Raw genomic sequence first — 10,632 nt, forward strand, 5'->3', positions numbered from 1 at the left:
CCGTGACATGCGACGTCAGACCGTTCCGAGTTCGTCGTCGAGGAAGCTGAAGATCTCCTCGGCGGTGGCCGAGTGCAGGCCGGCGTCGGCGGTCGGGTCGTCGCCGCCGGGTTCGGCGATGGTCCAGAGGGAGAGCAGTTCCCGCAGCCGGGCGGCGACGGCGGTGCGGTCGGTGTCGTCGGCCGCGACCGCCTTCATGGCGCCTTCCAGCTTGTTCAGCTCGCCGAGCACGGACAGCGCGGAGGTGCTCCGCTCGGCCAGCAGCGCGCCGCGCAGGTAGCCCACCAGGGCCGTCGTGGTCGGCCGGTCGTAGATCAGCGTGGCGGGCAGGCGCAGGCCGGTGGCGGCGCCGAGCCGGTTGCGGAACTCCATCGCCGTCAGCGAGTCGAAGCCCAGCTCGACGAAGCCCCGGTCCTCGCCGATGGCCCGGAAGGACGGGTAGCCGAGCACCGCCGCGGTGTGGGTGCGGACCAGGTCGGACAGCACCCGGTCCCGCTCGGCCTCGGGGGTGGCGGCCAGGGTCGCCCGCAGCGCGTCCGGGTCGCCTCCGGCGGCGGTCGCGGCGGGGGCGGTGGCGCGGACCAGGCCGTGCAGCAACCGGGGCAGCGCCGGCCCGAGCCGGCCGAGCACCGCCAGGTCCAGATTGACGGGTACGACCACCGCGTCGTCGCACCGCAGCGCCTCGCTGAACAGCTCCATGCCCTCGTCCGGGCCGAACGGGCGGAAACCGGCCCGCTGCATCCGGTCCTCGTCGACGCGGATGCCCTGCCCGTCGGTGTTCGCCCACGGGCCCCAGGCCATCGAGGTGACCGCCAGGCCCCGGGCGCGCCGGTGGTGGGCGAGCCCGTCGAGGAACGCGTTCGCCGCCGCGTAGTTGGCCTGGCCGGGGGCGCCGAACAGGCCGGAAGCGGAGGAGAACAGCACGAACGCGGCGAGGTCCAGCTTCTCGGTGAGCGCGTGCAGGTGCCAGGCGGCGTCGACCTTGGGCCGCAGCACCGTGTCGAGGCGCTCGGGGGTGAGCGCGGCGAGGATGCCGTCGTCCAGCACGCCGGCGGCGTGCACCACCCCGACCAGCGGCGCGTCGGCGGGGACCTCGGCGACGAGGACGCCCAGCGCGTCCGGGTCGGTGACGTCGCAGGCCACCACCCGCGCGGTGACACCCGCGCCGGCCAGCTCCGCGACCAGGTCCCCGGCGCCGGGGGCGGCCGGGCCGCTGCGGCTGACCAGCAGCAGGTGCCGTACGCCGTGCCGGGTCGCCAGGTGCCGGGCGAGGTTGCGGCCCAGCGCGCCGGTCGCGCCGGTGACCAGCACGGTGCCGCCGGTGAGGTCGGGCGTTCCCGCCTCCGGCGACGGCGAGGCGAGCCGGCCGAGCCGGGGCGTACGCGGCTGGCCGCCCCGGATGGCGAGCTGCGGCTCCCCGGTGGCCAGGGCCGTCGGCAGGGCGGCGGCGGAGCGCGGGTCGGCGTCGAGGTCCACCAGGACGATCCGGCCCGGGTGCTCGGACTGCGCGGAGCGGAGCAGTCCCCACACGGTGGTGGCGGGCAGGTCGTCGACCCGGTCGGCGTCGTCGACGTGCACGGCACCCGAGGTGGTGACCACCAGTCGGGCCGGCACCAGGCTCTCCTCGGCGAGCCATGCCTGGGTCAGGGCCAGGATCTCGTGGCTGACCAGGTACGCCGCCCGGACCGGATCCGGTTCGTCGGTGCGCCGGCCGGCGTCGACGAGGACCGCGTCGGGCACGGGCGTGCCGCCGCGCACGGCGGCGACGAGCGCGGGCAGGTCGGCGTACCCGTCGGCACCGTCGGCGCCGAGGGTGACGATCCGGCCGGGCCGCCCGGCGCCGGGCGCGGGGGTGGTCCAGTCGAGCCGGTGCAGCGACCGGTTGGCGGTGCGCCGGGCGGCGTCGAGCTGGTCGGTGGAGATCGGCCGCAGCACGAGCGCGTCCAGGGACGCCACCGGTACGCCGCCGGTGTCGGTGACGGTCAGCGTCACGGCCGAGTCGGCGACCCGGAGCCGGATCCGCAGTTCCCGGGCGCGGCTGGGCTCGATGGCCAGCCCGGTCCAGGCGAACGGCAGCCCGGGGCCGACCCCCGACGCCGCCGCGTCGGCCGGCCGGGCGGCCACGCTGGCGCCGATGGCGTGCAGCGCGGCGTCCAGCAGGGCCGGGTGCAGCGTGAAGGCGTCGGCCGGGACCCCGTCGTCGAGGGCGACCTCGGCGAGGACGTCGTCGCCGTGGCGCCAGGCGGCGCGCAGCGCCCGGAAGGCCGGCCCGTAGTGGTAGCCCATCGCGGCGAGGCCCGGGTAGAGGTCGTCCAGCGCGACCGGTTCGGCGTCGGCGGGGGGCCAGGCGCCGGCCGGCGCGGCGGTCACGGGCCGGGTCGGGGCGAGCAGGCCGGTGGCGTGGCGCTGCCACTGCCGGGTCGCGCCGGGCTGGCCGTCGTCGAGGCGGGAGTGCACGCCGACCGGCCGGTGCCCGTCGGCGTCCACGGCGCCGACACGTACCCGCAGGTCGACGGTGCCGTCCTCGGGCACCACGAGGGGCGCCTCCAGGGTCAGCTCGGCGACGTGGGCGGTGTCGACGTGCCGGCCGCTCCAGGAGGCCAGTTCCACCAGCGCGGTGCCGGGCAGCAGGACGGTGCCGAGCACGGCGTGGTCGGCGAGCCACGGGTGGGTGGCCAGCGAGATCCGCCCGGTGAGCAGCAGCCCCTCGTCGCCGGGCAGGTCGGCGACGGCGCTGAGCAGCGGGTGGTCGGCCGCGTCGAGCCCGACCGCCGGCAGGCCGGCCCGCCCCGGCCCGGTGCGCGACAGCCAGTAGCGGTCCCGCTGGAAGGCGTACGTGGGCAGGTCGGTCAGCGGTTCGGCGGCGGCCAGCACGGCGCGCGGGTCCACCGGCAGGCCGTACGCGTGCGCGGTGACGATGCTGGTCAGCAGCCGCGCCGCGTCGTCGCCGCCACGGCGCAGGGTGCCCAGCACCTGGCCGGTCACGCCGGCGTCGTCGAGGATGGCGTTCAGCGGCGGGTTCAGCACCGGGTGCGGCGACACCTCCACGAAGGCGGTGTGCCCCGCCGCCACCGCCGTGCGGACGGCCGGGTCGAACAGCACGGGCCGGCGCAGGTTCTCCGCCCAGTAGTCGGCGCCCAACGCGGCACCGTCGATCCACTCGCCGGTGACCGTGGAGACGATCCGGACGTGGCCCGGCTGCGGGGTCAGCCCCGCCAGCTCGGCCCGCAACCGGTCGGCGACCTCCTGCACGGCCGGGGAGTGCGACGCGTAGTCGATCGGCACGACGCGGGCCTTGACGCCGTCGGCCGTGCAGGCCGCCACCAGGTCGGTGATCGCCTGCCGGGGCCCGGCCACCACGACCGCGCGCGGGCCGTTGTGCACGGCGACGCTCACGCCCTCGGGCAGCCTAGCGGTGGCCTCCGCCAGGGAGCAGTCCAGCGACGCCATCGCGCCGACGCCCGCGATCGAGGTGAGCGCCCGGGCCCGCAGCGCCACGACCCGCACCGCGTCGGCCAGGGAGAGCACACCGGCGACGTACGCGGCGGCGACCTCGCCCTGGGAGTGGCCGATCAGCGCCTGCGGGGTGACCCCCACGTGCTGCCACACGGCGGCCAGCGCGACACCGACGGCGAACATCACCGGCTGGGCGATCTCCGACCGCTCCAGCCACGACTCGTCGTCGCCGGTCAGCACCGCGACCAGGTCGACGTCGATCCACCGGGCCAACTCGACCTGGCACTCGGCGAGCGCGGCGTCGAAGACCGGGCAGGCGCCGATCAGGCCGGCGGTCATCCGGACGGACTGCACGCCGTGCGCGGGGAAGACCCAGACCGGGCCCTCACCCGGCTCGGCCACGACGCCGGTGACCAGGCCGGCGGCGGGCAGGCCGGCGGCGGGCAGGCCGGCGGCGAGGGCGTCCAGCCCGGCCAGCAGCTCGTCGCGGTCGGCGCCGACGACCCCGGCCCGGTGCTCGAACGCCGACCGGGTGGTGGCCAGCGACCACGCCACCCGCGCCGGGTCCACGTCCTCGTGCTCCCGCACGTACCGGGCCAGCCGCCCGGCCTGCGCGGCCAGCGCCGCACCGGAGCGCGCCGACACGGACCAGACAAGCGGCCCCGGGGACACCAGCGCGGCGTCGGCGGAGCGCGGTGCGGGGCTCTCGTCGGGCTCGGTGGCCGGTCCGTCGGCCTGCTCGACGATGACGTGGGCGTTGGTGCCGGAGATGCCGAACGACGACACGGCGGCGCGGCGGGCCCGGCCCGTCTCGGGCCACGGCACCGCCTCGGTGGCGAGCGACACCGCCCCCGCCGACCAGTCGATGTGCGGCGACGGCTCGTCCACGTGCAGCGACGCCGGCACGACGCCGTGCCGCATCGCCATCACCATCTTGATCACACCGGCGACACCGGCGGCGGCCTGGGCGTGCCCGATGTTCGACTTGATGGACCCGAGCAGCAGCGGTGCCGCCTCGCCCCGGTCCTGCCCGTACGTCGCCAGCAGGGCCTGCGCCTCGATCGGGTCGCCCAGGGTGGTGCCCGTGCCGTGCGCCTCGACCACGTCCACGTCGGCGGACGCCAGGCCGGCCGACGCGAGGGCGTGCCGGATCACCCGCTGCTGCGACGGGCCGTTCGGCGCGGTCAGGCCGTTGGACGCGCCGTCCTGGTTGACGGCGCTGCCCCGCACGACCGCGAGGACCTGGTGGCCGTTGCGGCGGGCGTCCGACAGCCGCTCGACCAGCAGCATGCCGACGCCCTCGGCCCAGCCGGTGCCGTCGGCGGCGGCGGCGAACGACTTGCACCGGCCGTCGGCGGCCAGGCCGCGCTGCCGGGAGAACTCGGCGAAGGTGTCCGGGGTGGCCATCACGGCCACGCCGCCGGCCAGCGCCAGGTCGCACTCGCCGCGCCGCAGCGCGGACGCGGCCAGGTGCAGGGCGACCAGCGACGACGAGCACGCGGTGTCGACGGTGACGGCCGGGCCCTCCAGCCCCATCGTGTACGACACCCGGCCGGAGATGACGCTGGGCGAGCCGCCGGTCATCAGGTAGCCCTCGGTGCCCTCGGGCGCCTCGGTCATACCGGAGCCGTAGCCGGAGGTGGAGGCGCCGACGAAGACGCCGGTGCGGCTGCCGCGCAGGCCCTGCGGGTCCAGGCCGGCCCGTTCGACGACCTCCCAGGACGCCTCCAGCGTGAGCCGCTGCTGCGGGTCCATGGCCAGGGCCTCGCGCGGCGAGATGCCGAAGAAGGCGGGGTCGAACCGCGGCACGTCGTGCAGGAAGCCGCCGGCCGGGGTGTATCCGGGGTCCTGCCCGTCCGGGAGGTCCCAGCCCCGGTCGGTGGGGAACGGGCTGATGGCGTCGACGCCGTCGGCGACGATCCGCCACAGCTCCTCCGGCCCGCCGGCCCCGCCGGGGTACCGGCAGGCCATCCCGACGATCGCGACGGGCTCGTCGGTGACGGCGGCGGCGACCGGCTCGGTCGGGGCGGCACCGGCCGCGCCGAACACGGTGGTCCGCAGGTGGGCCGCCAGTACGGCCGGGGTGGGGTGGTCGAAGACCAGGGTGGACGGCAGGCGCAGTCCGGTGGCGTCGTTGAGCCGGGTCCGGAAGTCCACGGCGGTCAGCGAGTCGAAGCCGAGGTCCTTGAACGGGCGGCCCCGCAGGTCCCCGGGGGTGGCGTGGCCGAGCACCCGGGCGGTCTCCTCGTTGACCAGCCGCAGCAGCTCCCGTTCCTGCTCCGCCTCGGGCAGGCCGACCAGGTGGGCCAGCTTCTCGGTGGGCGCGGCGGACGCGGCGGACTCGGCCTCCTCGGCCCGCAGGGCCAGGACCTGGGGGATCTCGGAGATCAGCGGGCTGGGCCGGGTGATGGTGAACGTCGGGTGGAAGCGACCCCAGTCGACGTCGACGACGGTGACGCCGGGCTGCTGCCGCTGCACGGCCCGGTCGAGCGCGACCAGCGCCCGCTGCGGGTCGATGGTGGGCAGGCCCATCCGGTGCAGCGCCTCGGCGCCGGCGTTCTTGGACGCCATGCCGTCGGCGCCGCCCCAGGCCGTCCAGGAGATCGCGGTGGCGGCCAGGCCCCGGTCGCGGCGGCTCCAGGCCAGCGCGTCGAGCATGGCGTTGCCCGCGCCGTACGCGCTCTGTCCGGCGCTGCCCCAGATCCCGGAGACGGAGGAGAAGAGCAGGAACGCGTCGAGCCTGCGGTCGGCGAGGGCGCGGTCCAGGTGCAGGGCGCCGAGCACCTTGCCGGCGACCACGGCGGAGAACCCGTCGAGGGTGGTGTCCTCGATCGAGGCGAGGTGGTCGAGGCCCGCCGCGTGCACCACCACGGTCAGCTCCGGCAGCGAGTCGACGAGCGCGGCGACGGCCCGCTCGTCGGTCATGTCGCAGGAGACGGCGTCGACCCGCCCGGCGTACTCGCCGAGCAGTCCGGCGAGGCCGGGGGTGTCGGCGCCCCGGCGGGCGGCGAGCACGACGTGCCGGGCGCCCCGGTCGAGCAGCCACCGGGTGAGGTGACCGCCGAGCGCGCCCGTACCACCGGTGACCAGGATCGTGCCGCCGGTCCACCAGTCGCCGGCGGGCCGTTCGGGGGCGGGGGCCGGGGCCGGGGCGAGCCGGCGGGCCCAGACGCCGCCCGCCCGGACGGCCACCTGGTCCTCGCCGCTGCCGCCGGCGAGCACCGCGGCCAGCCGGCCCAGGAGCCGGTCGTCGGCGGTGGCGGGCAGGTCGACCAGCCCGCCCCAGCGCGGCGGCGCCTCGAGGGCGGCGGCCCGGCCGAGGCCCCAGACCATGCTCTGGAGCGGGTGCGTCACCCGGTCCACGGGGCCGGCCTTGACGGCGCCGCTGGTCAGGCACCACACCGGCGCCACCAGCTCGATGTCGGCCATGGCCTGGAGCAGGGCCAGGGTGCCGGCCACGGCGACGGTCGTGCCGGGGTGTTCCGGCAGCAGCCGGTCCTGACCGGCCGCCACGGCGAGGACGCCGTCGAACGGGCCGTCGCCGGCCGCCGCGGCCAGCCGGGCGGCCAGCGCCGCGCGGTCCAGGTCGGCGTCGCCGAGCACGACCGGCACCGGTTCGGCGCCGCCGTCGCGCAGCAGGCCGGGCAGCAGGTCGGCCCACGCCGGCGCGTCGGCGGCGGGCAGCACGACCAGCCAGCGGCCCGCCGGCCGGTGCTCCTCGTCGACGGGCACGGGCTTCCAGGAGACCTGGTACGACCAGCCGTCCACCGCCGAGTGGTCGCGCCGGTTGCGCCGCCACGACGCGAGCACCGGCAGGGCGGGCAGCAGCGCCGCCACGGGGTCGCGGTCGGTGCCGGCCGGGTCCGCGCCGAGCTGCCCGCGCAGCGCCGCGACGTCGGACTGCTCGACGGCCGTCCAGAACTCGGCGTCCTCGGTGCCGGCCGCGGCGAACCCGGTGAACCCGGCGGCGGGCGGCGGCTCCGGCCAGAACCGCTGGCGGTGGAACGCGTACCGGGGCAACTGCACCCGGCGGGGCTCGGCGCCGGCGAAGAGCCTGGTCCAGTCGACCGTGACGCCGGTGACGTGCAGTTCGGCCAGGGCGGCGAACGCGGACTCCGGCTCGGGGCGGTCGCGGCGCAGCATCGGCACCGCCGCCGGGCCGCCCTCGTCGTCGGTGTCGGCGGCGAGGATCTCCCGGGTCAGCGCGGTGAGCACCCCGCCCGGGCCGACCTCCAGGAACGCGCCGACCCCGGCGTCGCGCAGGTGGGCGACGCCGTCGGCGAACCGGACGGCCTCCCGCACGTGCCGGACCCAGTAGCCGGTGGTCCGCATCGCGGCGGGGTCGACGGGTGCGCCGGTCAGGTTGGACACGATCGGCAGGGTGGGCTCGCGCAGCTCCAGCCGGTCCAGCACGGCGGCGAAGTCGGCGAGCATCGGGTCCATCAGCGGGCTGTGGAAGGCGTGGCTGACCCGCAGCCGCCGGGTGCGTACGCCGTCGGTCGCGAAGCGGCGCTCCAGGTCGTCGAGCGCCTCCTCGGCGCCGGAGACCACGACGGCGGTGGGGCCGTTGACGGCGGCCACCGCCACCCGGTCCGTCAGGTCGGCGATCGCCGCGCGCACGACGTCGGCGGTCGCCGTCACCGACAGCATGGCCCCGCCCGGGGGCAGAGCCTGCATCAGCCGGCCCCGGGCGGCGACCAGCGCGCAGGCGTCCGGCAGCGACAGCACGCCCGCGACGTGGGCGGCGGTCAGCTCGCCGATCGAGTGGCCCAGCAGCACGTCCGGGGTGATCCCCCACGACTCCAGGAGCCGGTGCAGGGCCACCTCGACGGCGAACAGCCCGGCCTGGGTGTAGACCGTCTGGTCGAGCAGTGCGGCGTCGGCGCTGCCCGGCTCGGCGAAGAGCACCGGGGTGAGCGGCCTCGGCAGGTGCCGGTCGAGCTGGCCGCTGACCTCGGCGAGCGCGCGGGCGAAGACCGGGAACGCCTCGGCCAGGTCGCGTCCCATGCCGGGCCGCTGCGCGCCCTGGCCGGAGAAGAGGAAGGCCAGCTTGCCGCCGCCGCGGGTGGCGCCGGCGGTCACGCCCGGGGTGGCCTCGCCGGCGGCGAGCGCCCGCAGGCCGCGCAGCAGGTCGGCGCGGTCGGCGGCGACCAGCACGGCGCGCTGCTCCAGGACGCCGCGGGTGGTGACCGACGACCATCCGATGTCGACAAGCGCGCTGTCGGGGTCGGTGTCCAGCAGGCCCGCCCAGCGGGTCGCCTGGGCGGCCAGCGCCTCGCCGTCGCGGGCGGACAGCAGCACGGGCACGAACCCGGCCCCCGTGACGGGGGCCGGGTCGGCGGGCGTCTCGGGCGGGGGGACGGATGCCGCCGACCGGGTGGTGTCGGCGGCATCCGTCTGGGGCGCCGTCGGGGGGACGGCGGCCGGGCTCTCCGCGGGTGCTTCTTCGATGATCACGTGGGCGTTGGTGCCGCTCATGCCGAACGACGACACGCCGGCCCGGCGGGGCTGCTCGCCGGCCGGCCACGGCACCGGCTCGGTGACCAGGGACACCGCCCCGGCGGACCAGTCGACCTCCGGGGTCGGGGCGTCGACGTGCAGGGTGGCGGGGACGCGCTCGTGCCGCATCGCCATCACCATCTTGATCACTCCGGCGACGCCGGCGGCGGCCTGGGTGTGGCCGATGTTCGACTTGATCGAGCCGAGCAGCAGCGGCTTGTCCTCCGGCCGGCCCTGCCCGTACGTGGCCAGCAGCGCCTGCGCCTCGATCGGGTCACCGAGGTTGGTGCCGGTGCCGTGCGCCTCCACCACGTCGACCTGCTCGGTCGACAGCCGGGCGCTGGCGAGCGCCTGGAGCACGACCCGCTGCTGGGAAGGCCCGTTGGGGGCGGTCAGTCCGTTGCTGGCGCCGTCCTGGTTGACGGCGCTGCCCCGGACCACCGCCAGGACGGGGTGCCCGAGGCGCCGGGCGTCCGAGAGCCGCTCGACCAGCAGCAGGCCGGCGCCCTCGCCCCAGCCGGTGCCGTCGGCGGCGGCGGCGAACGACTTGCACCGGCCGTCGGCGGCCAGGCCGCGCTGCCGGGAGAAATTGACGAATGCGGATGGCGTGGCCATGATGGTGGCGCCGCCGGCCAGTGCCAGGGAGCACTCGCCCTGCCGCAGTGCCTGACAGGCGAGGTGCAACGCGACCAGCGACGACGAGCAGGCGGTGTCCACGCTCACCGCGGGGCCCTCGAGGCCGAGCGCGTAGGAGACGCGGCCGGAGACCACGCTGGCGGCGGTGCCGGTGAGCAGGTACCCCTCGGCGCCGGGCGGCGGCACCTGGAGCAGCACCGCGTAGTCCTGGCCGGCGGAGCTGGCGAACACCCCGACCTGCTGGCCGCGCAGGGTGGCCGGGTCGATTCCGGCGTGCTCGAACGCCTCCCAGGCGGTCTCCAGCAGCAGCCGCTGCTGCGGGTCCATGGCGATCGCCTCGCGGGGCGAGATGCCGAAGAAGGCCGGGTCGAACTCGGCCACGTCGTCGACGAACCCGCCGTGCCCGGCGTAGGAGGTGCCGGGGTGGTCCGGGTCCGGGTGGATGAGCCGTTCCAGGTCCCAGCCCCGGTCGGCCGGGAACTCGGAGATGGCGTCGGTGCCGGAGTCGACGAGCTGCCACAGGTCCTCGGGGGACTTCACGCCGCCCGGATAGCGGCAGCCCATGCCGACGATGGCGATCGGCTCACGCTGCGCGTTCTCCAGGTCGCCGAGCTTGCGCCGGGTCTGGTGCAGGTCGGCGGTGACCCACTTGAGGTATTCACGGAGCGTGTCTTCAGTCGCCATCAGCGCCACCTTCATGGGCCGGAGGAACCATGCGACCCGACACCGTCCACAGACGCCTCGGCCGCGATATCACCACCCATTTCACGGGTCGGAAATTGCGGCTATTCAGCGGCGGCACAGCGCACACCAGGTCTTACCTACCGAGGAAAGGTAATTGCGGCCCGCTGACGGTCACAACCCCTACGGTGCCCCTAGCGGCCGCCCCTAGGCGCACGACCTCGCCCACCCCCCACAGGATGGGCTTGACCTCCCCTTCGGCGAGTGTCGGCGGGGCCGCTCCGGCGGCCTGTCCGGGCCCGCGCGCGCGGCCCCGCCGGCACCTTCGGCGCGATACGCCGAATTCCTTTAACGGGTACG

General features: G+C 76.6%; 1 protein-coding gene. It reads right to left on the reverse strand.

Going from position 1 to position 10,632, the window contains the following annotated elements; genetic code table 11:
* Positions 1 to 15 precede the first annotated feature (15 nt).
* Complete coding sequence (locus ABZ809_RS15320; protein WP_357563125.1) at positions 16 to 10,275, reverse strand: type I polyketide synthase; 10,260 nt, start codon at positions 10,273 to 10,275, stop codon at positions 16 to 18.
* Positions 10,276 to 10,632 lie beyond the last annotated feature (357 nt).

It is taken from the genome of Micromonospora sp. NPDC047074, from assembly GCF_040643815.1.
Classification (GTDB): Bacteria; Actinomycetota; Actinomycetes; order Mycobacteriales; family Micromonosporaceae; genus Micromonospora.